Annotated in this window: 19 protein-coding genes; 7 read left to right on the top strand and 12 right to left on the bottom strand. The window is 75.1% G+C overall.

Annotated elements, in window-relative coordinates:
* Nucleotides 1–454: type VII secretion protein EccB (locus tag IEZ12_RS31825; protein ID WP_189277031.1), on the bottom strand; the 454-nt coding region annotated here is incomplete at its 3' end.
* A 255-nt stretch (nucleotides 455–709) separates the two neighbouring features.
* On the opposite strand from IEZ12_RS31825, the gene eccE reads away from it, so the two are divergent.
* The 3 genes from eccE (at nucleotide 710) to IEZ12_RS31840 (ending at nucleotide 5,055) form a co-directional block, all read left to right on the top strand.
* A complete protein-coding gene (gene eccE, locus IEZ12_RS31830) occupies nucleotides 710–2,095 on the top strand; it encodes a type VII secretion protein EccE (RefSeq protein WP_229848411.1) in 1,386 nt (461 codons plus the stop codon).
* Nucleotides 2,095–2,853, top strand: coding sequence for a hypothetical protein (locus tag IEZ12_RS31835; protein ID WP_043909706.1), 759 nt, complete (start codon nucleotides 2,095–2,097; stop codon nucleotides 2,851–2,853). Before eccE ends, IEZ12_RS31835 begins: the two co-directional genes overlap by 1 nt.
* A gap of 210 nt (nucleotides 2,854–3,063) precedes the next feature.
* The gene (locus IEZ12_RS31840; RefSeq protein ID WP_189277033.1) at nucleotides 3,064–5,055 is read left to right on the top strand and encodes a MinD/ParA family ATP-binding protein; all 1,992 of its coding nucleotides are present in this window, start codon (nucleotides 3,064–3,066) and stop codon (nucleotides 5,053–5,055) included.
* Between the two features lie 126 nt (nucleotides 5,056–5,181).
* Here the strand turns inward: IEZ12_RS31840 and IEZ12_RS31845 are convergent, their stop codons facing one another.
* Both IEZ12_RS31845 and IEZ12_RS31850 read right to left on the bottom strand, forming a co-directional pair.
* Nucleotides 5,182–6,126: a bifunctional riboflavin kinase/FAD synthetase gene (locus IEZ12_RS31845; RefSeq protein WP_083462140.1), complete on the bottom strand. Its 945-nt coding sequence runs from the start codon at nucleotides 6,124–6,126 to the stop codon at nucleotides 5,182–5,184.
* Between the two features lie 63 nt (nucleotides 6,127–6,189).
* Nucleotides 6,190–9,681 (bottom strand): NACHT domain-containing protein, encoded by a 3,492-nt coding sequence (locus IEZ12_RS31850; protein WP_189277035.1) that lies wholly within the window; start codon nucleotides 9,679–9,681, stop codon nucleotides 6,190–6,192.
* A 199-nt stretch (nucleotides 9,682–9,880) separates the two neighbouring features.
* Here IEZ12_RS31850 and IEZ12_RS31855 point away from each other — a divergent pair, with 199 nt between their 5' ends.
* Nucleotides 9,881–10,390 carry a GNAT family N-acetyltransferase gene (locus IEZ12_RS31855; protein WP_189277037.1) on the top strand — a complete coding sequence of 170 codons (510 nt, stop codon included), beginning with the start codon at nucleotides 9,881–9,883 and terminating at the stop codon, nucleotides 10,388–10,390.
* A 202-nt stretch (nucleotides 10,391–10,592) separates the two neighbouring features.
* Here the strand turns inward: IEZ12_RS31855 and truB are convergent, their stop codons facing one another.
* From truB to rimP, 8 genes are all read right to left on the bottom strand, one after another.
* Nucleotides 10,593–11,498 (bottom strand): tRNA pseudouridine(55) synthase TruB, encoded by a 906-nt coding sequence (gene truB / locus IEZ12_RS31860; protein WP_189277039.1) that lies wholly within the window; start codon nucleotides 11,496–11,498, stop codon nucleotides 10,593–10,595.
* Between the two features lie 61 nt (nucleotides 11,499–11,559).
* A complete protein-coding gene (locus tag IEZ12_RS31865; protein ID WP_189277041.1) occupies nucleotides 11,560–12,687 on the bottom strand; it encodes a DHH family phosphoesterase in 1,128 nt (375 codons plus the stop codon).
* Entirely contained in the window at nucleotides 12,684–13,121 is a 438-nt protein-coding gene (rbfA, locus tag IEZ12_RS31870) for a 30S ribosome-binding factor RbfA (RefSeq protein ID WP_189277043.1), read from the bottom strand. The genes IEZ12_RS31865 and rbfA overlap by 4 nt, the downstream gene beginning before the upstream one ends.
* A gap of 145 nt (nucleotides 13,122–13,266) precedes the next feature.
* Nucleotides 13,267–13,563 carry a DUF503 domain-containing protein gene (locus tag IEZ12_RS31875; RefSeq protein WP_043909696.1) on the bottom strand — a complete coding sequence of 99 codons (297 nt, stop codon included), beginning with the start codon at nucleotides 13,561–13,563 and terminating at the stop codon, nucleotides 13,267–13,269.
* A gap of 124 nt (nucleotides 13,564–13,687) precedes the next feature.
* On the bottom strand, nucleotides 13,688–16,786 hold the full coding sequence (infB, locus tag IEZ12_RS31880; RefSeq protein ID WP_189277044.1) for a translation initiation factor IF-2: 3,099 nt from the start codon (nucleotides 16,784–16,786) through the stop codon (nucleotides 13,688–13,690).
* A 189-nt stretch (nucleotides 16,787–16,975) separates the two neighbouring features.
* The gene (locus tag IEZ12_RS31885) at nucleotides 16,976–17,278 is read right to left on the bottom strand and encodes a YlxR family protein (protein ID WP_083462353.1); all 303 of its coding nucleotides are present in this window, start codon (nucleotides 17,276–17,278) and stop codon (nucleotides 16,976–16,978) included.
* 88 nt (nucleotides 17,279–17,366) lie between these two features.
* Complete coding sequence (gene nusA, locus IEZ12_RS31890; RefSeq protein ID WP_043909691.1) at nucleotides 17,367–18,359, bottom strand: transcription termination factor NusA; 993 nt, start codon at nucleotides 18,357–18,359, stop codon at nucleotides 17,367–17,369.
* Nucleotides 18,360–18,361: 2 nt separating this feature from the next.
* Nucleotides 18,362–18,904, bottom strand: coding sequence for a ribosome maturation factor RimP (gene rimP / locus IEZ12_RS31895; protein ID WP_100590088.1), 543 nt, complete (start codon nucleotides 18,902–18,904; stop codon nucleotides 18,362–18,364).
* A 260-nt stretch (nucleotides 18,905–19,164) separates the two neighbouring features.
* On the opposite strand from rimP, the gene IEZ12_RS39480 reads away from it, so the two are divergent.
* From IEZ12_RS39480 to IEZ12_RS31910, 3 genes are read left to right on the top strand one after another with little or no spacing between them, the layout of a single operon-like run.
* Nucleotides 19,165–20,151: a ferritin-like domain-containing protein gene (locus IEZ12_RS39480; protein ID WP_229848412.1), complete on the top strand. Its 987-nt coding sequence runs from the start codon at nucleotides 19,165–19,167 to the stop codon at nucleotides 20,149–20,151.
* Nucleotides 20,152–20,188: 37 nt separating this feature from the next.
* Nucleotides 20,189–21,103: an aminoglycoside phosphotransferase family protein gene (locus IEZ12_RS31905; protein ID WP_189277046.1), complete on the top strand. Its 915-nt coding sequence runs from the start codon at nucleotides 20,189–20,191 to the stop codon at nucleotides 21,101–21,103.
* A gap of 49 nt (nucleotides 21,104–21,152) precedes the next feature.
* Nucleotides 21,153–21,704 carry a GNAT family N-acetyltransferase gene (locus IEZ12_RS31910; protein WP_189277048.1) on the top strand — a complete coding sequence of 184 codons (552 nt, stop codon included), beginning with the start codon at nucleotides 21,153–21,155 and terminating at the stop codon, nucleotides 21,702–21,704.
* 7 nt (nucleotides 21,705–21,711) lie between these two features.
* Here the strand turns inward: IEZ12_RS31910 and IEZ12_RS31915 are convergent, their stop codons facing one another.
* Nucleotides 21,712–22,587, bottom strand: a complete 876-nt coding sequence (locus tag IEZ12_RS31915; protein ID WP_189277084.1) for a GNAT family N-acetyltransferase — start codon at nucleotides 22,585–22,587, stop codon at nucleotides 21,712–21,714.
* Nucleotides 22,588–22,631: the final 44 nt, after the last annotated feature.

Genomic DNA, 22,631 nt, shown 5'->3' on the forward strand with positions numbered 1-22,631 from the left:
TGCCCGCGTCGTCGCCCTTGGGCAGCTTGTCCGGCGCGTAGGGGATGCCGATGGCGGGGCCGCGCCGCGGGTACTTGTCCAGCACGTCGTCGGCGACCGTCTGCACGGTGGCGCCCTCGGACAGCACCAGGCGGGCCGAGGACATGTTCAGCACCTGGTGCAGAGTCGGCTGGTTGGTCTTCGGGTCGGGCAGGATCACGTAGCGGGTGGTCGAGGACTTGCCCTGCAGGATGAACTTGCCGTTGTCCCAGTTCGGCGGCGCGCTGGGCTTGATGACACCCCACATGCCGAAGCCGGCCACCACCACGGCGCCGATCACGAAGCTCGGCAGCACCGCGCGAATCGGACGCGGCGCGTCCTCGTCGTTGCCGCCGCCCCCCGGCTGCAGGAAGGCCCCGACCATCCGCTTGCGGGCGAAGGTGTAGGCGTTCAGCTCGTCCCGGCGTGATGCCATGCTCGTCCCCGTCTCCCCTGTGTGACCCGACCTGCGGGTGTCAACGCGCTTGTGCTGTGCGTGAGTCTGCCACCCGACGGGCGTCCGGAGCGGTCAACCCTCTACGATGCGGCAGCAGACGGTGAGTACGGTAACGGGTAGGCTCCGACGGTCCGCCATCCGGGCCGTCGACCCGGCCCGCGGTCGGTGGCCCTGATGGCCGCAGCCGCACGGGGATCTGACGGCACATCTGAAGCAGAGAGGGCAATTCGGGGGATGCCAAGCCAGTCCGCTCCAGCACGACGACGCTCCACCTCGCAGGGTCGGAGGCCGGACGCCCAGGGCGGGCGGCGGGCCCGTACCGCCCCGGTCGCGGCGCCCACCGGGCCGGTCGGCCTGCGGCTGCTGCCCAGGCCCGGGCTGCTCGCCCGCCGCCTGGAGCTCAAGCAAATCGTCCAACTAGAGGTCGCCGTCGCCCTGGTGGCGGTCGGCTGGTCGATCGACAAGCTGGTGGCCGCGATCCTCGCGGTGCCCGCGGTGATCCTCGTGGTGGTGGCCCTGCTGCGCCTCGGCGGCCGCACCATGGGCGAGGCGATGGGGGTGCGCTCCGCGTACAACTCCCGCCGCCGGGAGGCCAAGTACAACGTCCCGCCGCCCGGCACCGACCCGGCGCTGGCGCCGGTGATGGAGCTGGAGCCGGCGCTGAGCACCTGCACCCACGCGATCGAGACCGACCTCGGCGACGGGCGGCCGCTGCGCCGCGAGACCGGCATGGTCGGCGACGGCACGTTCTTCACCTCGGTGCTGCTGGTGCAGTCCAAGGACCAGCCGCTGCGCCCGGGCCGCGCCAACTCCTCGCTGCCGCTGGACCTGATCTGCTCGGTCCTGCACGTCGACGACATTCCGCTGGAGTCGGTGCAGCTGATCCAGCACACCCAGCCGGCGCCCGCGCCGCACCTGCCGGAGCACTCGCTGGCCGCGCGCGCCTACCAGCAGGCACCCGGAGGAGTGAACACTCCTGCGCTGCGGTTGACGTGGGTCGCCGTCAAGCTCGACCCGGAGCGCGCCTCCACCGCCGTGCTGGCCCGCGGCGGCGGCGAGGAGGGCGCCCGCAAGGCCCTCCAGCGGGTCACCGACCAGCTGGCCGGCCGGCTGAACAGCGCCGGCTTCACCGCGACCGTGCTCGACGAGCGGGAGCTGATCGCGGCGCTGGCCATCTCGGTGTGCGCCAACCCGGTGGCGGTGGCGGGCCGTCAGGGCTCCGGCGGCGGCGGGGTCGGCGTGCGCCGGGCCCAGGAGTCCGCGAAGTTCTGCCGGATCGACGACCGCTGGCACGCCACCTACTGGATCTCCAAGTGGCCGGAGCTGACCCGGCCGGGCGCCGGCGGCGGCCGGGTCGCCGCGCCGGAGCTGGTCAACCAGCTCACCAGCACCCCGGCGGCGTTCGCCTCCACCTTCTCGGTCACCGCGACCCGCGCGATGGGCGGCTCGGTGGCGCTCAGCGGGCACGTCCGGCTGACCGCGCGCAGCGAGAGCGAGATCGCCCAGGTGGGCCGCCTGGTGGAGTCCCGCGCCCAGCACAGCGGCACGGCGCTGACCCGCCTCGACCAGGAGCACGGCCCGGGCCTGCTCGCCACGCTGCCCCTGGGAGGGACGTCCTGATGGCCTACCAGACCTACTCCGGCCAGGCTCCGCAGCCCGCCGAACTGCCCCGGGTGCGGGTCCGTCCCGGCTTCGGCCTGCGCGGTCCGCGCCGGGAGAAGCACGTGCTGACCGTCGACGACCTGGCGGCGCTGGCCTTCCCGGTCGGCGACGACGGCGTGGTGATCGGCCTGGACCAGCAGCAGCAGCCCGCCGTGATAGGCCTGTTCCGGCCGACGCAGTACGAGGTGGTGCTGGTCGGCGGCATGTGGACGGCGCAGCTGATCGCGCTGCGCGCCGCCGCCACCGGCGCCCGGATCGCGGTGGAGACCGGCCGTCCGCAGGCGTGGGCGCCGATGGCGCAGGCCGCGGGCGGCGGGCAGCCGTGCGTGACGATCCATCAGGTGGGCCGCCTGGGCGCGCAGGGCGCGTCGGTGGCGTCACCCGTCCTGGTGGTCCGCGACCTGGGTGCCCGGCCGTCGCGCAGCCGGCTGTCGGCGGCGCCGTGGCAGACCACGCTGACGGTGCTGCCCTACCTGGGTCCGAACGCCAGTCGGGTGCTGAACGCCGCCGACCTGGTCGGCCTGCAGCGGGTGTCGCCGCAGGAGTCGGAGCTGGTGGGCCGGCTGCTGTCGCTGTCGCCCGGCGACGTGAACACGCTGCCGACGATGCCCGACCACATCACCCTGTGGGCGACCCGGATGCGCCGTCAGTACGTGATGACCAATCCGGGCGAGGCCGAGACCCAGGTGCTGGGCGGCCCGCGCCGCATGGACTGACGCGGTGCGGCCGGGCGGGCCGCGTCGCGCGGGCCGGCCGGCCGGTGCGTCCCGTGGGGCCGGTGTTCCCCGAGGGACGGACCGGTCGGCCGACCCGCTCCGATCCGCCGTCAGGTCGTGCTCCGCCTTCAGCGGATGCGCCTGCACGGCCTAGTCTTGTTGCCCGAAGGCAACCGCCGACGCGTCGTCGGCGAGAACGAGGGAGCCCCAGTGAGCAGCGATCGGGACGGCGTCTACGTCGGCGACAACGCGGCCGAGGACGACGATGACTGGTCCGATGCCCCGGACTACACCGCTCCGTCCTGGTACACCCAGAGCGCCGCTCCCGGCCCGGCCCAGCAGCCGCCCGTCCAGCAGCAGCCCCCGGTGCAGCAACCGCCGGTCCAGCAGCAGCCGGTGCAGCAACCCCCGGTGCAGCAGCAACAGCAGCCGGTGCAGCCGGAGGTCCAGCAGCCGGCGCCCGCGCCGGAGCCGCACCAGCCTCAGCCCCAGCCCGTGCAGGCGCAGGTTCCGCCGACCGCCGCACCGGTGACGGGCGCGCCGGACGCGGCCCCGCAGCCTCCGGTCGCGCCGGGCCCCGAGCAGCAGCCCGGGCCGGCCACCCACGGGCAGGGCGTGCCCCTCGCGCCGCCGGTGGAGCTCGCTGCCGCGCCGCAGCCGGTGCAGGAGGTCCCGCAGCAGCAGCCCCCGATGCAGCAGCAGCCGCCGCCGGTGTACCCGCAGCAGGGCCAGCACCCGCCGATGCAGCAGCCGCCGGTGCAGCAGCAGCCGTGGCCCAACCAGCCGCAGCCGCCGGTGTATCCGCAGCAGGGCCAGCAGCCGCCCGTGCAGCAGCAGCCGTACCCGCCGCAGCAGGGCCAGCAGCAGTGGGGCGGGCAGCCGCCGGTGGATCCGCGGGCGGGCGGCTGGCCGCAGGCCGGGCCGGGCCCGGCGTACCAGCAGCACTCGGGCCCGCAGAACGCGCCGCAGGCCCCGGCCCAGTTCCAGCAGCCCGGTCCGCAGGCGGCGGCGCACGGCGCCGCGCTGGGGTACACGGCCGCGGTCGAGCTCTCCTCCGACCGGCTGCTGCGGGGGCAGCCGAAGGTGCAGAAGCAGTCGCGGTTCCAGTTCGGCGGCAAGTCGGCGCAGGCCGGCAAGCAGCAGAAGCTGGAGCTGATCCGGCACCCGGTGATGACCTGCTACCGGATCGCGGTGATCAGCCTCAAGGGCGGCGTCGGCAAGACCACGACCACCACCTCGCTGGGCGCGACGCTGGCCAGCGAGCGGCAGGACAAGGTCATCGCGATCGACGCGAACCCGGACGCGGGCACCCTGGGCCGCCGCATCAAGCGGCAGACCGGGGCGACCATCCGCGACCTGGTGACGGCGATCCCGCACGTGCGCAGCTACATGGACGTCCGCCAGTTCACCTCGCAGGACCCGAACTCGGGCCTGGAGATCGTCGCCAACGACGTGGACCCGGCGGTCTCCACCACCTTCGACGACTCGGACTACCGCCAGGTCATCCAGGTGCTCGGGCAGCACTACCCGATCATCCTGACCGACTCCGGCACCGGTCTGCTCTACTCGGCGATGCGCGGCGTGCTGGACCTGGCGGACCAGCTGATCGTGGTGGCGACGCCCAGTGTGGACGGTGCGTCCAGCGCCTCCACCACGCTGGACTGGCTGTCCGCGCACGGCTACGCGGACCTGGTGCAGCGGTCGATCACGGTGGTCTCCGGAGTGCGCGAGACCAGCAAGATGATCAAGATCGAGGACATCGTGGCGCACTTCCAGACCCGCTGCCGCGGCGTCGTGGTGGTGCCGTTCGACGAGAGCCTGGCGGCCGGCGCCGAGGTCAACCTGGCGATGATGCGGCCGAAGGTCCGGGACGCCTACTTCGAGCTGGCGGCGCTGGTCGGCGAGGACATCGCCCGGGCCCAGCAGCAGAGCGGCTGGCAGGCGCAGCAGCAGGGCGGCTGGCAGGCCCAGCAGCAGGGCGTCCCGCCGCAGCAGCAGCCGCAGCAGCCGTACCCGCCGCAGTACCCGCAGCAGGGCGGCTACCCGGCGGCCGGGCAGCCGTGGCAGCAGCCGCCGCAGCAGTATCCGCCGCAGCAGCCGGGCGGCTACCCGCCGCAGGGTCCGCCGCAGCCCGGCTACGGCTACCCGCCGCCGCACGAGGCCCCGCCGCCCGGCTACGGCTACCCGCCGCAGCACGGCTGAGCGCAGGCACGACCGAGCACAGGCACGACCGAGCGCAGCCACAACCGGGCGCACGCGCTGCTGAGCGCACATCAGGAAGCCCCCCGCGAGAGGTTCTTCGCGGGGGGCTTCCTGATGCCGGGCGGGTCAGGGGCGCTCGGTGAGGTCCCGGGCGCGCTTGACGTCCTCGGCCATCCGCTCCAGCAGGGCGTCGATGCTGTCGAACTTCTCCATGCCGCGCAGCCAGGCGAGGAAGTCGACGGCGACGTGCTTGCCGTACAGGTCGAGGCCGACCCGGTCGATGGCGTACGCCTCGACGGTGCGGTGGGTGCCGTCGAAGGTCGGGTTGGTGCCGACCGAGATCGCGGCGGGCATGGTCTCGCCGTCGGCGGTCAGCCAGCCCGCGTACACGCCGTCGGTGGGGATCGCCGAGTACGGCACGGTGTCCACGTTGGCCGTGGGGTAGCCGAGTTCGCGGCCGCGCTGGGCGCCCCGGACGACCACGCCCTCGACCCGGTGCGGGCGGCCCAGGACCTCGGCGACGCCCGCCATGTCGCCGGCCGCGACCAGGCGGCGGCACAGGCTGGAGGAGAACGGCTCGCCGTCGCCGGCGGCGCCGCGCACCTGCAGGTCGAGCACCTCGACCGCGAAGTCGTCGGCCCGGCCGAGCTCGGCGAGCAGCTCGACGTTGCCCGCCGCGCGGTGCCCGAAGCGGAAGTTGGGGCCCTCCACCACGGCCTTCGCGTGCAGCGCGTCGACCAGCACCGACTGCACGAAGTACTCCGGCGACTCCTTCGAGAACTCGGCGGTGAACGGCAGCACCAGCACGGCGTCCACGCCGAGCTGCTCGACCAGTTCGGCCCGCCTCGGCTGCGGGGCGAGCAGCGGCGGGTGGCTGCCCGGGCGGACCACCTCGCTGGGGTGCGGGTCGAAGGTGACGACGACCGACCTCGCCCCCAGCTCCCCGGCCAGCTCGACCACCCGATTGATGATCAACTGGTGTCCGCGGTGGACCCCGTCGAACGATCCGATGGTGACGACGCTGCGCCCCCAGTCCCCGGGGATCTCCTCCAGGCCGTGCCAGCGCTGCACCTGACCGCTCCTTGTTCCTACGGTGTGCACACCCGGTGCACTCGAAAGACCGAAACCGAACCCCTATAGCGTGCCATGCGACCGCCCCTGTCCAGGTACCGGAAGGCCCCCGGTGTGACCGGTCAGACGGCCGCCGGGCCGGTCCACCTGCCGTTCGGCCTCCGCGGCGGCGTACTGCGGGTCGCGGCCGGCCGCCGTGAGCGTCCGCATTCTGGTCAGCCGGGGCCCGGCAGGCGGTGGCGCGGCGTCCGCGGGCCAGTCCGCCAGCAGCCGGGCGAACCCCGCCCAGCGGCCCGCGCAGCGCACCAGGACGGCGTCCGCCCCGGGCCAGCCGCCGGCGATCCGGCGCAGCAACTCGCGCACCCGGGACGGCGGGTGACCGGCGTGCCGGGCCGCCAGCGCCTCCACGACGGCGCCCAGCACCTTCGGATCCCGCTCGGCCGCCAACAGGGCGTCCAGCAGCCCTCCACGGCCCGTGCCGGGGGCGGCCAGCACCGGCGCGAAGCGGGCCCGGGCCGCGGGCCCGGCGGCGAGCACCGCGGGCAGCAGCGGGCGGCCGTCCCGCCCGGCGTCCAGCAGCCGGTCCAGGTGGTCGGCGATCTGCCCGGCCCGCTCCGGCCGCTCGCGCAGCAACTCGGCCGCCAGCAGCACCCCGGAGCGCACCACCGCCGGGTCCGCCGCCCGGTCGAACGCCCGCAGCCCGTCGCCGGCCCGCGCCCCGGGCAGCCGCGACCGGTCGCGGACCGCTGCCACCACTTCTTCCGGGTACTCCTCGACCAGGTCGCCCAGCACCTCCTCGGTGAGGAACGGGTCGCCCGCCCGGTACCCGGCCAGCGCCGCCGGCAGGTGTTCGGCCCGGGTCTGCGGGTCGCGCACCAGCAGCGCCAGCGCCGCGCCGTGCAGCGCCGGTTCGTCGTCCCTGGCGAGCAGCGTGCCGGCGGCCAGCCGCAGCAACTGCGCGCCCGAGCCGCCCGCGTGCGGGGCGGTGCGCAGCGCGTGCACGGCGGCCGCGACGTGCCGCTCGGGGCGCGGGTCGTGGCTCCACCGGTCGACGGCCCGGCACAGCGCGGACGGCTCCCGCTCGGCGAGCCGTCCGAGCAGCGCGTCGGCCCGCGGGTGCGCGGCCGCGACCAGAGCCTCCGTCAACTCGTCCAGGGCCAGTGCCCGGTGCTCGAACAGCAGGGCGTCGGCGAGGTCGGCGGTGGCCGGCCCGGCGTGCTCGTACCAGCCGCACAGCAGCGGCAGCACGGTGTGCGGATCGGCGGCCAGCAGTTCCGCGACGGCCTCCCGCACCGCCTCCGCCCGGCCACCCCGGCCGCTCGGGCTGCCCGGGCCACCCGAGCCGCTCGGGTCGCCGCCCGGGCTGCTCGGGTCGCCGCCCGGGCTGCTCGGGTCGCCGGCGAGCCGCCCGAGCAGCGCGACCCGGTCGGCGGCGGGCAGCGGCAGGGCGACCCAGAACGCCGGGCCGAAGCGCTCGTCCCGCCCGGCCCGGGCCGCCAGCGACTCCAGCAGCTCCCGGTGGGCGCCGGGCTCGGGGCTGCCGGCGATCCCGGCCGCCAGCAGCCGGCCCGCCCACCAGTCGGGGTCGCCGCCCGGCTCGGCCCGCTCCAGCGCCAGCCGGATCCGGTGCAGCCAGCCGTCCAGCGCCCCCGCGCCGCGCGCCGCCCCCACCCGGCGCAGCGCCCCCGCCACCACGCCCACCCGGGCCCGGCCGACCGCGCCCTGACGGCCCTTCACCCCGCCCGCCGCGGGCGGGAGGACGTTCCGGGCCGTCGGGTCGCCGGGGGCGTCGGCCGTCGCGTCCTCCTCCGCGAGCAGCAGGCGCAGCGCCGCGTCCAGGTCCAGGTGCAGGCTCTGCAGCCACTCCCCCCACTCCTCGTGGGCGGCCCGGTGTCCGGCGCCCGCCGGGACCAGCAGGTGCTCCTCGCGGACGGCCCGCGCCCAGCCGCCCGCGGCCGGGAACAGCCGGTCGAACTCCGCGGCGGGCAGCGCCCCGTCGCCCGCGCCGAGCATCAGCCGGGCGGCCTCGTGCAGGCGGCCGGCCACCACGACGGCCAGTCGGCGGAGCTGCTTGGCGTCCTCGCCGGGCGGGACGGGGCCGCCGCGCCGGTGGCGGCGCTGGCCGCCGGGGACGGGGGCGATCCGGCGGGCGACGGTCAGGCAGGCCAGGTCCAGCCAGCCGTCGAAGAGCTCGCCGCGGTCGGCGACCGGCCCGTGCACGCCCGCGCCGCGCAGGTCGCCGGCCAGCCGCAGCGCCAGCGGGTGGCCGCGGTCGGCGGGGCCGAGGAAGGGCTCGGGCAGCCCGTAGCGCCGCCCGGCCCGGGCCGCGGCGTCGTCGGTGAGCGGGCCCAGCCAGAGCGCCCGGGCGGCGGACCGCCAGGGGCCGAGCTGCTGCCAGCCGTCGGGGCGGCAGGCGACCAGGGCGCGGGCGCGGTGGGCGCCCAACCACTCCAGGGCGCCGGTCAGCCAGCGCGCGGAGAGCGCCAGCGGGGCCTCCTCGGGCCCGTCCAGGACCACCAGCAGCGGGCGGCCGCCGTCCGCGCACCGTTCGGCGAGCTCCGCCGGGCCCACCTCGGGGACGCCCAACTGCCGTGCCGCCGCGACGAGTCGGCGGTGCAGGGTGTCGCCGAGGGCGCGGTCGCCCAGGGCCAGGTCGGCGCCGCGCAGCCAGAGCGTGGGCAGCGGTTCGGCGGCGCCGGCCCGGCGGACGACGAGCGCGGCCAGTTCGGTGGTGCGCCCGCTGCCGGCCTCGCCGAGCAGCACCGTCAGGGTGTCCTGCGGCTCCTCGCCGCTGAGGCCGTCGGGCCGGTCGACCCGGTCGGCGGCGAGCTCGGTGATCCGGCCGGGGCCTGCGGTGGCGGCGTCCAGCTGGGCGGCCGTCAGGCGCAGCCCGCCGGCCAGGTTGAGGGCGCGGCCGAACGCGGGCACGCCGGAGGCGTTGCGGGCCAGCAGCAGCCCGAGCGGGCCGTCCCCCGCCGGGACGTCGACGGACAGCGGGACGGCCGCCACCCCGGACCCGCCGGCGGTACGCACCCGGGGTGCGACGACGGCCAGCACGGCCCCGGTGTCCGGGTCGAGGACGGGCGCGCCGGCCACCGGCGCCGCGGGGAGGTCGAGCAGCAGCACGCCCGGGACCGTCCGGGTCTGCGCGCCGTCCCCGCAGCGGCCGTTCTCCCGGCCGAGCAGGCCGCCGCGGGCCAGCGCGGGCGTGCCGTCCTCGCGGCGCTGGTGCGGCACCACGACGGGGCCGCCGACCTCGCCGCGCCCGATCGGCAGCGCACGGCCCGGCACGCCGCCGACCGCCGTGGTCCGCAGCAGCGCCAGGCCGCGCTCCGGCAGCAGGTCGACGCTCTCCGGCCCGAGCACCCTGGACTGGCCGCCCGGGGTGTGCAGTACCAGCCTGGGCAGGCCCGCCACCGCCTCGTGCGCGGTCACCACCGTGCCATGCCGGTCGGCGACGAACCCGAGCCCGCACAGCCGGCCCTGCACGTCCCGGATGCGCAGCAGCCCGTGCGCCGGGTCTCCCGCGAAGCCGGCGCTCGCGCCCTCGCCCATCCCGCCGGTCCTCCCTCCGCTCTGCGGCCGCTGTTCCGGCCGCCGGTCAGCCTGCCCCCCACCAGCCCCACAGCACCCCGCGCGCCCCGCTCACCACACCCGTTCACCTCGCGCGCCCCCGGCGACACGCCGCGCACCGCCCCGGCCGCCCCCGGAAAACCGGTGGGCCGGGCGGGCGGCGGTCTGCCAGCATCCGGGCATGGACGTCCGCCTCGATCCCTGGTCCGACTCCCGCTTCGCCCTGCTGGAGCGCATCAACACCCCGCTGATGCGCCGTCATGTCGGCGGCCCGGAGACCCCGGAGCAGCTGCTGCACCGCCACCGCCGCTACCTCGAACTCCCGGCGCTGGGCGGCGTCATGTACGCGGTGCTGGCCGACGGCGCCCCCGCCGGTTCGATCGCCTACCACCGGCGCGACTGGCAGGGCGAGGAGATCTACGAGACCGGCTGGAACGTCCTGCCCGAGTTCCAGGGCCGCGGCCTGGCGCTCGCCGCCGGCCGCCTGATGCTCACCGCCCTGCGCGAGGCGACCGCCGCGGACCGCACCGCCCCCGGCGCCCTGCACGCCTTCCCGGCCACCGACAACGCCCCCTCCAACGCCCTGTGCGCCCGCCTCGGCTTCACCGACGCGGGCCCGTGCGAGTTCGAGTACCCCCGGGGTTCGGGGCGGTTCCTGCACAGCAACGACTGGCGCCTCGCCCTGCGCTGAGACGCCGAACGGCCCCGGCGGAGAAGCTCTCCACCGGGGCCGTTCACCGACTGTCGGAACTCCGCGCGGGCCGGCCTTCCGCCGCCGCGACGCCACCACCAGCCCACCGCCGAGCGCCACCGCAGCCACCCCGACCGGGCGACCACAAACGCCTCGTCACCCCCATCGGTCGACAGAATCGCGCACGCGTTCCGACCGTCGGTCAGCCCACGAACACCGCGACCGGCTTGGCCTTCCCGGCGTGCTCCTCCACCAGCGCCAGGAACCGTCCGTCCGGGTCGAAGACCGCGATCGGGCCGTCCACGCCGAGGCCGGGAGCGGGCAGTCGCATGCCGTTGGAGAGCAGCTTGGCCTGCTCGGCGTCGATGTCCCAGCGCGGGAACGCGGCCGCGGCGGCGTCGGCGATCGGCAGGACGTCGAGCTTCTCCTCCAACTGCTCCAGGGTGTGCGCGGATTCGACCGAGTAGGGGCCGACCTTGGTGCGGCGCAGCATGGTCAGGTGGCCGCCGACGCCGAGCGCGGCGCCCAGGTCGCGGGCGAGTGCGCGGATGTAGGTGCCGGAGGAGCACTCCACGGTCACGTCGAGGTCGAGCACCGGCGTGCCGTCCTCGGCGACCGCCGGGCGCACCTGGTGCACCGTGAAGGAGTGCACGGTGGTCGGCCGGGCGGCGAGTTCGAAGTCCTCGCCCTCGCGGACCCGGGCGTACGAGCGCTTGCCGTCGATCTTGATGGCGCTGACCTTGGACGGCACCTGCATGATCTCGCCGGTGAGCTTCGCGATCTCGGCGTCGATCGCCTCCCGCGCCACCGCGTCGGCCGGGGCGGAGGTGGTGATCTCGCCCTCCCGGTCGTCGGTGACGGTGGTCTGGCCGAGCCGGATGGTGGCGTCGTACGTCTTCGCGGTGAGCATCAGGTGCCCGAGCAGCCGGGTGGCCCGCTCGACGCCGATCACCAGCACGCCGGTGGCCATCGGGTCGAGGGTGCCGGCGTGCCCGACCTTGCGGGTGCCGGCCAGCCAGCGGAGCTTGGCCACCACGCCGTGCGAGGTGATGCCTTCCGGCTTGTCCACGATGACCAGCCCGTCGGGGCCCGTCCCTTTACGCTTCATCGCTCTATCGTTTCATTCCCTGCGTCGCCGCTGCCGCGGCCGTCCACCGAACCGGACGAGCCTAGCGCGCGCTTTCTTCCGCCAACGCCACCCGGAACCGCTCGACGGTCTCCGGCACCCCGGCCCGGGCGGAGAACCCGGCCGCGAAGACGTGCCCGCCGCCGTCCAGCCGGGCGCACGCCGCGGCCACGTCGACCGCGCCCCGGGAGCGGCAGGAGCCGCGCAGGGTGCCGTCCGGGTCCTGCTTGAGCACCAGCGCGACGTCCGCCTCGGCGGGCTTGCGCAGCACGTCGATCAGGCCCTCGATCTCCTCCACGGTGACGCCGAACAGCGCCAGGTCCTGGTACGGCACCCAGGTCCACACCAGCCCGTGCCCGCCGGCCTGCTCGGGCTCGAACACGGCGCGTTCCAGCGCCCCGGCGAGCACCTTCAGGTAGCCGAACGAGGTGGTGTCCCACAGTTGACGGGAGATCAGGTCGTGCCGGATCCCGGTGGCCAGCATCCGCCCGGCCATCTCGTGGGTGGCGGGCGTGGTGGCCCGGTACTTGAACGAGCCGGTGTCGGTGGCGATCCCGGTGTACAGGCAGGTCGCGATCGGCTGGTCCAGCGGAATGCGCAGCCGGCGCAGCAGTTCGTCGACCAGCACGGCGGTGGCGGGCGCGGACGGGTCGATCAGCCGGACGTCGCCGAAGCCCGGGTTGGAGGCGTGGTGGTCGAAGACCACCAGCGCGCCGGCCGCGAAGGCCTTGTCGCGCAGCAGGCCGAGCCGTTCCTCGGAGGCGGCGTCGAAGGCCAGCACCAGCGCGGGCGCGGCGGGCACCGCGGCGGCCGGGACGATCAGGTCCTGCCCGGGCAGGAAGGACAGCGATTCGGGGATGATCTGCGGGTCCTCGCCGAAGGACACCCGCACCCGTTTTCCGAGACCGCGCAGCGCCTGCCCGGCGGCCAGCGCGGAGCCCAGCGCGTCGCCGTCCGGGCAGATGTGGCAGATCAGGTCGATCTCGTCGGCGCCCGCGATCAGTTCGAGGGCGCGTTCCCACGCGGCCTCGAACCGGTCGTCGCCCTGCGCCCCTGGTTCGGGCGACGACCCGCTGCGCGGGCCCGGAAGCACCGCGAGGGCGGTCTCCACCTCAACAGTGGAGACCGCCCCCGCGGCGCCGGACTCGGCCGGCTTCCCGGCCGTGGTCACTCGTCCTCGTCGTCGTCGCGGGCCGCCTTGTACGGGTCGGCCTCGCCGGCGTAGGCGGCCCCGGCGGCCGCGGTGCGGACCGCGGCATCGGAGACCCGGGCCTTGTCCAGCAGGTCGTCGATGTTCCGGGCGTTGTCCGGAAGCGCGTCGGCGACGAAGGTCAGGGTCGGCGTGAACCGCACCCCGGTCTGCTTGCCGACCTCGGAGCGCAGGATGCCCTTGGCGCTCTCCAGCGCGGCCGCGCTGGACTCGCGTTCGGTCTCGTCGCCGTAGACGGTGTAGAAGACGGTGGCCTCGCGCAGGTCACCCGTCACCCGGGCGTCCGTGATGGTGACGTACCCGAGTCGCGGGTCCTTGATCCGGCGCTGCAGGGTCTCCGCCACGACCACCTGAATGCGGTCGGCGAGCTTGCGCGCCCTTGCGGTGTCGGTCACGTTGCCTTGCCTCCTCGTGCAGTAGGCGCGGTACCCGGGTCATGACCTCGACCCGGTGGGGCCCTCTCCCCAACGTACCCGCCCGCGCCCAGCCTTGTGGGCGCTCTCGGTTCGGTGCGGGTGTGACGGTGGTGACGCCCGCAGGTCATTCGTCGTCGTCGTGGTGGTGCCGTCTCCTCGCGGAGAGCAGCATCACCTCGGGGCGGCCGGCGACGAGCCGCTCACAGCTGTCCAGGATCTCGTTGACGTACCCGGCGTCGCCGGACACCACCGCACAGCCGATCTCGGCCCTGCGGTGCAGATCCTGGTTCCCGACCTCTGCGGCGCACACGCTGTACTTGCGCTGCAGTTCGGCCACGATGGGCCGAACGATCGACCGTTTCTCCTTCAGTGAGTGCACGTCGCCGAGGAGCAGGTCGAAAGTGAGAGTTCCTACATACATGCAGTGACAGGCCTGGCCGGCCTGAGGGCCTCGAAGGATTCCCGACAGCCAGGACCCTAACAGCGCGGCCGGGGTCGGTCGACGGGATAACTGCACCCCGTCGACCGACCCCGGTCAGCAGCCGTTACGCGCGCGGCTTCTCGCGCATCTCGTAGGTCTCGATGACATCGTCGACCTTGATGTCGTTGAACGAGCCCAGCGTGACACCGGCCTCGAAGCCCTCGCGGACCTCGGTCGCGTCGTCCTTGAAGCGGCGCAGACCCTCGATGTTGAGGTTCTCCGCCACGACCTTGCCGTCGCGCAGCAGGCGAGCCTTGGTGTTGCGGCGGATGATGCCCTCGCGAACGATGACACCGGCGATGTTGCCGAACTTGGAGGAGCGGAACACCTCGCGGATCTCCGCGGAGCCGAGGCGCACCTCCTCGTACTCGGGCTTGAGCAGGCCCTTGAGCGCGGCCTCGATCTCCTCGATCGCCTGGTAGATGACCGAGTAGTACCGGATGTCGACGCCTTCGCGCTCGGCCGCGGTACGGGCACGCCCCTCGGCGCGCACGTTGAAGCCGATGATGATGGCGTCCGAGCCCATCGCCAGGTCCACGTCGGACTCGGTGATGGCACCCACACCGCGGTGCAGGATCCGCAGCTCGACCTCTTCGCCCACGTCCAGCTTGACGAGCGCGTCCTCAAGGGCTTCGACGGAACCGGAGACGTCACCCTTGATGATGAGGTTGAGCTTCTCGATGTTGCCGGCGGCCAGCGCGGCCTCGAAGCCCTCCAGCGAGACGCGGACGCGGCGCTGGGCCATCGAGGCGTTGCGGTCGCGGGCGGAGCGCTTCTCGGCGATCTGGCGGGCGGTGCGGTCCTCGTCGACGACGATGAAGCTGTCGCCGGCGCGGGGCACCGAGGTCAGACCGAGCAGCATGACCGGACGGGACGGGCCGGCCTCGGAGAGGCTGTTGCCGTTCTCGTCCAGCATCGCGCGGACGCGGCCGTAGGAGTCGCCGACCACGATCGAGTCGCCGACCCGCAGGGTGCCGCGCTGGATGAGCAGCGTCGCCATGGCGCCGCGGCCCTTGTCCAGGTGGGCTTCGATCGCGATGCCCTGGGCGTCCTGCTCCGGGTTGGCGCGCAGGTCGAGGGAGGCGTCCGCGGTCAGGACCACGGCCTCCAGCAGCTCCTCGATGTTGAGGCCCTGGCGCGCGGAGATGTCGACGAACATGGTGTCGCCGCCGTACTCCTCGGCCACCAGACCGAACTCGGTCAGCTGACCACGGACCTTGGTCGGGTCCGCGCCCTCGACGTCGATCTTGTTGACCGCGACCACGATCGGCACACCGGCGGCCTTGGCGTGGTTGAGCGCCTCGACCGTCTGCGGCATGACGCCGTCGTTGGCCGCGACCACCAGGATCGCGATGTCGGTGGACTTGGCACCACGGGCACGCATGGCGGAGAACGCCTCGTGACCCGGGGTGTCGAGGAAGGTGATCCGGCGCTCCTCGCCGTTCACCTCGGTCGCCACCTGGTACGCACCGATGTGCTGGGTGATGCCGCCGGCCTCGCCCGCGACCACGTTGGTCTTGCGGATCGCGTCCAGCAGTCGGGTCTTACCGTGGTCGACGTGACCCATGACGGTCACCACCGGCGGACGCGGAGCCAGCTGCTCCTCGTCGCCCTCGTCGACACCGAAGTCGATGTCGAACGACTCCAGCAGCTCACGGTCCTCGTCGTCCCGGCTGACGATCTCCAGCACGAAGCCCATCTCGTCCGCCAGCAGCTGCAGCGTGGCGTCGGAGACCGACTGGGTGGCGGTGACCATCTCACCGAGGTTGAACATGACGGAGACGAGCGCGGCCGGGTTGGCGTTGATCTTCTCCGCGAAGTCCGTCAGCGACGCACCGCGCGACAGGCGAACGGTCGAACCGTTGCCGCGCGGCAGCATCACACCGCCGACGGACGGGGCCTGCATGGCCTCGTACTCCTGGCGCTTCGCGCGCTTCGACTTCCGGCCACGCGCCGGACGGCCACCGGGGCCGCGACCGAACGCACCCTGCGTGCCACCACGGGCACCCGGGCCACCGGGACGACCGCCGAAGCCGCCGGGACGGGCGCCGCCGCCACCGAAGCCGCCGCCGCCACCGGCGCCACCCGGACGGGGACCGCCGAAGCCGCCACCGGCCGGACGCGAGCCCGGACCGGCCGGACGGCCCTGGAAGCCCGGACGGGCGCCACCCGGAGCACCCGGACGCGCACCGGGACCACCGGGACGCGCACCGGCACCCGGACCCGGGCGCGGGCCCGGACGCTGCGGCATCATGCCGGGGTTCGGACGGGGCATGCCGGACGGGCTCGGCGCACCGGGGCGCGGACCGGCCGGACGGGGCATGCCGTCGGGACGCGGGGCGCCACCGGCACCCGGAGCGCCACCGGGACGCGGGGCGCCACCGGGACGGGGACCGCGCTCGCCGGCCGGGGCACCGCCCGGACGCGGCGCACCGGCACCCGGACCGCCCGGACGCGGAGCGCCACCGGGACGGGGACCGCGCTCGCCGGCCGGGGCACCGCCCGGACGCGGCGCACCGGCACCGGGAGCACCGGGACGCTGGCCGCGCTCGCCGCCACCCGGGCGGGGAGCGGACGGACGGGCCATGCCCGACGCGCCACCGGAGGTGAAGGGGTTGTTGCCCGGACGCGGACCGGCCGGACGCGGGCCCGGACGGGCCGCGGGGTTGGCCTGAGCCGGCCGCGGGGCGGCCGGACGCGCCGGAGCCTCACCGGCCGGAGCCGGGGAGGAGAACTCGGCCGCCGGGGCGGGCGCGGCCGGAGCGGCCGGCGAAGCCGGACGGGCAGCCGGGCGCGGACCCGGGGTCGGCGCCCCGGCGGGCTTCGGCGCGGCCGAGCCCGCGGCGGGCGCGGGAGTGGGACGGGGGCCCGGCGTCACGGTGGGACGCGGGCCGGGGGTGGGGGCACCCGGCTTGGGTGCAGCCGAACCGGCGCCGCCGGACGGCTGGGGCGCCGCGGGCTTCCGCGGGCCAGGCTTCGCGGAGGACGCACCGCCGGACGGCGGGGTCGCTCCCAAAGCGTCAGTCAGCTTGCGCACGACCGGCGCCTCGATCGTCGAGGACGCCGAACGCACGAACTCACCCAGCTCGGTGAGCTTGGCCATGACGGCCTTGCTCTCCAAACCAAGTTCCTTGGCGAGCTCGTATACCCGGACCTTAGCCACTTCGCTCCTGTCTATACGTCCGGGGTGTCGTCCGCCGGACTGTCGCTACTTCATGGGCGTACTCATCGCGTACTCATCGAGTGCTCATCGCAATCTCGACCTACTTCCATCTCGCGAGGTACCTGACTGTGGCGCACGGCGATGTACCCACTGCCGTGCGCTGGTGCGTGTTGCCGGGCACGAGGCCCGTCAGCGGGCCGACTGACCGTCGGCCGGACTTGCTCCTGCCCCGACGTACTCCCGCAGGGCGCCGGGTTCGAGCGTGCCCTGGACCCGGAGGGCCCTCGGGAACGCCCGGCGGCGGACCGCGAGGTCGAGGCAGTTCGGTACGGGGTGCAGATACGCGCCCCGGCCCGGCAGTGTGCCGCGAGGATCGGGGACGCACTCGCCCTCGCCCGCCACGACACGCAGCAGCTCGTGCTTGGCCGCCCGCTTGCGGCAGCCCACGCAGGTGCGTTCAGGGCATGCACGGGCATGCGTCCGGCCAGACACGCTCAAGTCTACCCCTCCGAAGGGACTCGCCGCCGCCGAGTAGATCTCCGGAGGCTTGGGACAGCGCCCACTGCTGGGCGACGCTCGATTACTGACCCTCGACCGGGGCCTCGGTGTCCGGGCGGATGTCGATCCGCCAGCCCGTCAGACGGGCGGCCAGGCGGGCGTTCTGACCCTCCTTGCCGATCGCCAGCGACAGCTGGTAGTCCGGCACGATCACCCGGGCCGACCGCTGGGCCAGGTCGACGATCTCCACCTTGGTCACCCGCGCGGGCGACAGGGCGGCGGCGACCATCTCGGCCGGGTCCTCGGACCAGTCGACGATGTCGATCTTCTCGCCGTGCAGCTCGGCCATCACGCCGCGCACCCGCATGCCGTTCGGGCCGATGCAGGCGCCCTTGGCGTTCAGGCCCTGGCGGCGCGACCACACCGCGATCTTGGTGCGGTGGCCGGCCTCGCGGGCGATCGCCGCGATCTCCACCGAACCGTCCGCGATCTCCGGGACCTCCAGCGCGAACAGGCGCTTCACCAGGTTCGGGTGGGTCCGCGACAGGGTGACCGACGGGCCGCGCACACCGCGCCGCACGCCCACCACGTAGCACTTCAGCCGGGTGCCGTGCCGGTAGTCCTCGCCCGGGACCTGCTCCTGCGGCGGCAGGATGGCCTCCAGCTTGCCGATGTCGACCAGGATGTTCTTCGGGTCGTTGCCCTGCTGGACGACACCGGTGACGATGTCGCCCTCCTTGCCGGCGTACTCGCCGAAGGTCTGGTCGTCCGCGGCGTCCCGCAGCCGCTGCAGGATGACCTGCTTGGCGGTGGACGCGGCGATCCGGCCGAACCCGCTCGGGGTGTCGTCGAACTCCTTGGGCTCCACGCCCTCGTCCAGCTCGGCCGCGTCCTCCAGGGCCCACACCGTCACGTGGCCGCTCTTGCGGTTCAGCTCCACCCGCGCCCGGCGGCGCGAGCCCTCGGTGCGGTGGTACGCGATGAGGAGGGCCGACTCGATCGACTCGACCAGCAGGTCGAACGGCACGCCCTTCTCGGTGACCAGCCCGCGCAGGGCACTCATGTCGATGTCCACGATTACGCCTCCTCTTCCTCTTCGTCCGTGTCCGCGATGTCGGCGGCGGCGTCGAGCAGTTCCTCGTCCTTGCGGTTGAACTCGACCTGCACCCGGGCCCGCGCGATCTCCGCGAACTCCAGTCGGCGCTCCTTGGGGCGGCCGCGCCCCTTCACCGGCTGCACCTCGACCAGCGCGCCGTCCTCGTCGCTCTCCAGCACCCGCGCGGTCAGTTCCGCGCCGTCCACCAGCTTGATCGCGGCCAGCCGACCGGTCGCCCGACGCCAGTGCCGCGGCTCGCTCAGCGGGCGCTCGGCGCCCGGCGAACCGACCTCCAGCAGATACGGGGCGTCGCCCATCAGGTTCGACTCGTCCAGCGCCTGGCCGACCAGGCGGGAGAACTCCGCGATCGCGTCCAGGTCGACGCCGCCGTCGGCGTCCACGTCGATCTGCACCTGGCGGCGGCTGCCGGCCTGGGTCACCTTGACCTCTTCGAGATCCAGCCCTGCCTCGGCGGCCAGCGGCTCCAGCAATGTGCGCAGCCGGTCAGTGGGGGTGGTGCTCATCCGGGTGACTCCTCGGCCGCGTCTGCTGTTGTCGGAGGTGCTAACTCTTCGCGAAGCCTATCCGGTCAACCCCCGAACCGCCGATTCCGACCCTCCTTCCAGCCCCCAGGGGGCCGGGCGGTACCCCCGGCCGGGCCACCCCGATGCGACCAACGTCACAGCCACCCGGTACCGTCCAAGCTCCCGCCGGGAGCGCCCGGCTCCGGTCATGATTCTCCCGATGGCGGCCGCCCGGCCCCCACGAACACGCTGGAGTGCCGATGCCCGCGCCCACCCGGCGGTCCTTCCTGGCGCTCGGCGCGCTCGGCGGACTGCTGTCCGTCTGCGGCTGCACCGACGACCACGACAAGAACGCGCGCCCGACCGCCGAGGACGCCGACCGGCCGCTGCGGCAGCGCCAACTCGCCGCCACCGACGCGCTGCTCGCCGACTACGACGCGGTGATCGCGGCGAGCCCCGCCGACGCCGCCCGGCTCGGCGACCTGCGCGACGACGTGTTCCAGCACCGCGAGGCGCTCGCCCAGTCGCTGCCCGCCTCCTCGCCCGCCGCGAGCGCGGGTGCGGCTGCCGCCCGCACCGTCGCCGAACTGGCCGCGTCCGAGCGCCGCACCGCGGGCCGGCGGCTCGCCGACCTGGCCGACGCCTCCCCCGCATTGGCCAGGACGCTCGCCTCGGTCGCCGCCTCCGGCGCCGCGCACGCCGCCGCCCTCGGCGACACCGGGCCGATCGCCGACGACGGCCCGCCGCCCTCCCCCTCCCCCACCGCCTCCGCCGCCCCCTCCGGCTCGGCCTCGCCCGCGGCGATGCGCGCCGCCGACGTCGAAGCCCTCCAGGCGGCGCTCGCCGCCGAGCACGCCGCCGTCTACGGGTACGGCGTGGTGGGCGCGTTCCTGCCGGTCGGCCCGCAGCGCGAGGACGGGCGCGCCGCGTACGCCGCCCACCAGACCCGCCGGGACGCCTGGCAGCGGCTGCTCGCCGCCGGCGGCACCTCCCCGACCGCCGCCGCGCCCGGCTACCGGCTGCCGTTCCAGGTCAAGGACGCGGCCGCCGCCGGCCGGCTCGCCGCCCACCTGGAGACCCAGCTCACCGCCGCCTACGCCGACCTGTGCGCCACCACCGCCCTGCGCGCCCAGGCCGCCGCCGCCCTGCGCGAATGCGCCCTGCGGGCCGCCCACTGGGGCGCCGACCTGCCCGCCCTCCCCGGCCTCGCCGCCGCCGACCCCGCGCCGTCCGCGAGCGCGACGTAACACCGTCCCCGGCGTCCGCTGCGCGATGATGGGCGGCATGTCCGCACAGCCCGCGCAGTTCACCGTCCCCGAGCGCCTCGCCGAGTCGGTCCGGGCGGGGGGTGATCCGGGCGAGGCGGAGTGGTCGGCCGCGCTGCCGGCCCGGTTCGCGGCGCGGCTGGCCGACTGGGGGCTGGTGCTGGAGCGGGTGGCCGAGCCCGGCGGGCGCAGCGCAGTGGTCGGTTACGCGTACCGCGCCGAGGACCGCACGCCGGTGGCGGTGAAGGCGCTGCGCCCGGGCGCCGACCCGGTGGGCGAGGCGGCCGCGCTGCGGGTCTGGGCCGGGCGCGGGGCCGTGCTGCTGCTGGCGGAGGCGGACCGGACGCTGCTGCTGGAGCGGCTGCACGGCGAGATCCCGCTGCGTTCGCTGGCGGAGGCCAAGGCCACGCTGGAGGCGACCAGCCTGCTGCGCCGGCTGTGGGTGGAGCCGCCCGCCGGGCATGCGTTCCCCACGCTCGTCGAGCGCGCCGGGGAGCTGGAGCGGCGGATCGCCGAGCGGCGGGCGCTGCCGGGTGCGGCGGACGCGGGGCCGCTGGTGGACGAGGCGCTGGAGGCGGTGGCGCTGGCCGCGGACGGCGGCGGGTGGCTGCTGCACGGGGACTTCCACCACGGGCGGGTGCTGGCCGCCGACCGGGCGCCGTGGCTGGCGGTCGGGCCGCGGCCGGTGGTGGGCGACCGGGCGTACGACCTGGCCCGGCTGGTGCTGGACCGGGCGGAGACCCTGGCGGCCGCGCCGGGCCCGCGCGGCGCGGTCCGGCGGCGCCTCGCGCAGCTGTCGGAGGCGGTGGAGCTGCCCGCCGACCGGGTGCGGGCCTGGGCGCTGCTGCGGGCGGTGGACATCGCGCTGGCGTCGCTGGCCAGGGGCGACGCGGCGGGCGCGGAGCTCCATCTGGAGTTCGCGGCCTGGCTGTGAGGACGGGCCACGCGGACGCCCGGGACGGCAGGTAGTAACGTCCCGCTTCATGGAGCAGCTCACCGGGGTGACGATCGAGGCCATCGACCTGGCGGCGTGGGCGCCTGCCGTGCTGGAGGTCCAGGCGGTCGCGTTCGGGCTGGGTCCGCAGGAGGTGGCGGTGCGGCTGCCGATCGTCGGCCGGCACGCGCTGCAGCCGGGGGTGATCGCGCTGGGGGCGATGGCGCAGGGCCGGCTGGTCGGGTTCGGCTACGGGATGCCCAACCAGCGCACCCACTGGTGGTCGACGGTGATCGAGCCGTACCTGGCGGCGCGCGGCCACGAGAGCTGGCTGGACGGGGTGTTCGCGGTGACCGAGCTGCACGTGCTGCCGGAGCTCCAGGGCCAGGGGGTGGGCACCCGGCTGATCCGCACCCTGTGCGAGCGCTCCGGTCTGGACCGTTCGATCCTGTCGGCGATCGACGCGGAGACCCCGGCCCGCCGGCTGTACCGCTCGCTCGGCTACCGGGACCTGGCCCCGGCGGTGCGCTTCCCGAACACGGCGCGGCCGTACGCGGTGATGGGCGCCCACCTGCCGCTGCGCGACCCGGCCCGCTCCTGACGCTCCGTCAGAACAGCACGCTCATGAACGCGCCGACCTCGCGGAAGCCGACCCGGCGGTAGGCGGCGCGGGCCCGCAGGTTGAAGTCGTTGACGTACAGCGACACCACGGGGGCGACCTCGGCGAGAGCGGTGTTCACGACCGCCGCCATGCCGCTCTCGGACAGCCGCTTGCCGCGGTGCTCGGGGGCCACCCAGACGCCCTGGATCTGGCAGGCGCCGGCGGTGACGGCGCCGATCTCGGCCTTGAAGACGACCTTGCCGTCCTCGTCGAAGCGGGCGAACGACCGTCCGGAGGAGACCAGTTCGGCGACCCGGGCCTGGTAGAGCAGGCCGCCGTCGCCGGCCAGCGGGGAGATCCCGACCTCCTCGGTGAACATCGCGACGCAGGCGGGGATCAGCGCCTCGATCTCGCCCCGGTGCACCCGGCGCACCAGCGGGTCCGGGGCGACGTCGGCGACGGGCGTGGCGGTGGCCATCAGCGGCTGGTGGCCGCGCACCTCGCGGGCCGGGCCCCAGGAGCGCTCCAGCAGCGCCCACAGGGCGGCGGTGGCCTCGGCCGGGCCGACGATCGAGGAGCAGCGGCGGCCCTGCCGGCGGGCGCGTTCGGCGAACGCCCGGACGGCCTCCGGGCCGGCGTTGACCGGGACCAGGTTGGCGCCCGCGTAGCAGAGCGCGTCGAGCCGCCCGTCGGCGTCGTGCCAGCCCCACATCTCGCCGCCGAGCCGCCACGGGTCGAGGCCGACGGCCTCCACCCGGGTGGCGACGAAGGCATTGGCGACGGGGTCGCGGTGCAGGACCTCCAGCGCCTCGTCGAGGTCGGGCGTCTCCAGCACGCGGGTTGCGGCCAGCGCCCGGGCGACCCGGAACGGGCCGGGCAGCATCACACCTCGATCGAGCACGGGAGTCACCTCTCGCAGGGGCGGGA

The organism is Kitasatospora griseola (genome assembly GCF_014648555.1).
Taxonomy (GTDB): domain Bacteria; phylum Actinomycetota; class Actinomycetes; order Streptomycetales; family Streptomycetaceae; genus Kitasatospora; species Kitasatospora griseola.

What these genes read in the sequence shown, in the direction of transcription:
- IEZ12_RS31910 (WP_189277048.1), top strand. Translation starts at nt 21,153, where the DNA reads ATGGAGCAGCTCACCGGGGTGACGATCGAGGCCATCGACCTGGCGGCG.
- eccE (WP_229848411.1), top strand. Translation starts at nt 710, where the DNA reads ATGCCAAGCCAGTCCGCTCCAGCACGACGACGCTCCACCTCGCAGGGT.
- IEZ12_RS31875 (WP_043909696.1), bottom strand. Translation starts at nt 13,563, where the DNA reads ATGTATGTAGGAACTCTCACTTTCGACCTGCTCCTCGGCGACGTGCAC.
- IEZ12_RS39480 (WP_229848412.1), top strand. Translation starts at nt 19,165, where the DNA reads ATGCCCGCGCCCACCCGGCGGTCCTTCCTGGCGCTCGGCGCGCTCGGC.
- IEZ12_RS31905 (WP_189277046.1), top strand. Translation starts at nt 20,189, where the DNA reads ATGTCCGCACAGCCCGCGCAGTTCACCGTCCCCGAGCGCCTCGCCGAG.
- IEZ12_RS31850 (WP_189277035.1), bottom strand. Translation starts at nt 9,681, where the DNA reads ATGGGCGAGGGCGCGAGCGCCGGCTTCGCGGGAGACCCGGCGCACGGG.
- truB (WP_189277039.1), bottom strand. Translation starts at nt 11,498, where the DNA reads ATGAAGCGTAAAGGGACGGGCCCCGACGGGCTGGTCATCGTGGACAAG.
- IEZ12_RS31915 (WP_189277084.1), bottom strand. Translation starts at nt 22,587, where the DNA reads ATGCTGCCCGGCCCGTTCCGGGTCGCCCGGGCGCTGGCCGCAACCCGC.
- IEZ12_RS31855 (WP_189277037.1), top strand. Translation starts at nt 9,881, where the DNA reads ATGGACGTCCGCCTCGATCCCTGGTCCGACTCCCGCTTCGCCCTGCTG.
- IEZ12_RS31835 (WP_043909706.1), top strand. Translation starts at nt 2,095, where the DNA reads ATGGCCTACCAGACCTACTCCGGCCAGGCTCCGCAGCCCGCCGAACTG.
- rimP (WP_100590088.1), bottom strand. Translation starts at nt 18,904, where the DNA reads ATGAGCACCACCCCCACTGACCGGCTGCGCACATTGCTGGAGCCGCTG.